At 36.1% G+C, this 1,328-nt stretch carries 1 protein-coding gene; it reads right to left on the bottom strand.

The features are described from left to right. Positions 1 to 228 precede the first annotated feature (228 nt). The gene (locus B5X70_RS17730; RefSeq protein WP_079559236.1) at positions 229 to 1,200 is read right to left on the bottom strand and encodes a COG2958 family protein; all 972 of its coding nucleotides are present in this window, start codon (positions 1,198 to 1,200) and stop codon (positions 229 to 231) included. Between the last annotated feature and the right edge of the window lie 128 nt (positions 1,201 to 1,328).

Raw genomic sequence — 1,328 nt, 5'->3', positions numbered from 1 at the left:
TTTAACTATTCTCAATTATGTTTTCAGCGTCTAAGTCTTAAAAGGCAATAGGTTAACAGGGTTGTTTTCTTTTTCGTCGGATTACATACAACGGTTGCGTGTATGAAACGTTTGGCATTTCGAAGCGATTTCCTATCAAGTTACAACTACTTTTGATACGAGCTGTGCCGTTCGATAACGCACTGACTGCCAAATGTTTTATACACGATGTTGTGGCCTGTGGTTCTTTCATTCTTCGTTTATCGGTATGTTTCTTTCTTTGCAATAATCATCAATTTCCGTGTCGCTTGCAAAGTAGTCATCGCAAAATTCGTCAAGCTCTTTCTCTGCACCTGACACATATTTTTCACTCGCTGTCATTAATTTTTCAGTCTGTTCAATGAATTTATTGAATTCAGCGTTCATTTTACAGAGTTTGTCAATTGTCTTAAAATCCAATTCACGATAAGTTGCAGGAAACAGAATTTTACTTTGATATGGATTTGCATTTAGTTCAATAATTCCGATGCCAAATGATTGATTGAGTCTTGCCATTTCATCACTCAAACTGTCACTAAATTCAAAAGCTACTAAATATCCATAGTTTGCCCAGCTTGAATTTGAAACCGCCTGAAAAAAAGCTTTTTTTAGTTCGCTATCGCTATTTATCTCTTTTTTCAGTTCGTATGAACTCATTTTAAAAGTGTCAACCCGATTTATTGATTTTAAAAAGTTCTGACTTGCTTTCGTTTGTAGGTTTAGAAACTTTATTCCAACCATGTCTGGGTGAGTCCAAATTTGGTTATTGTCTTTGTTGTTTGATTGCTCGTGAAATATAGTCTTTGAATATGTGTCAGTATTTTTCAAGTAGCTACTTAAAAGCTTATGCAAATCCCTTTCTTCATAAGTCTTTGTTTTTGGCGATTTTATCGGAATAGTTGGTTTCACTTCCGTTTCACCACTCAAAACATCAATCGAAATGTTTTGCTCGTTTTTTGTCAAGTAGTAGGAATAAGTCCCACCTTGTTGTTTTATTCTTTTTACCCTTGAATCACCGTTACGAATAAAGTCCCCAAGAAGAGCCGAAACAGTCGAACCTGGCGTTTTTGCTGTACCAAAGTCATAATATTTTTTTTCAACGATGTGATTATAAACTTCCAAATAATTTGTCAGTTCGTTAATCTCTTCTAAACTTTTTAAAACAGCTTCTTTTAATGTCATTTCTCTATTCGTTTATGTTACGGATGTCTTTTCTTACCATTGGCCACAACGTACCTGTGTATGACCAGTGGCTTTTTTGCGGGCTGCGTCCTTGTCCGCCGTTGCAAAAGTTAGCGCGGGGTAGGGGG

The sequence above is a fragment of the Alkalitalea saponilacus genome (genome assembly GCF_900168165.1).
In the GTDB taxonomy this organism is placed as follows: Bacteria; Bacteroidota; Bacteroidia; order Bacteroidales; family Marinilabiliaceae; genus Natronoflexus; species Natronoflexus saponilacus.
This window is presented reverse-complemented; position numbering and strand designations above follow the sequence as displayed.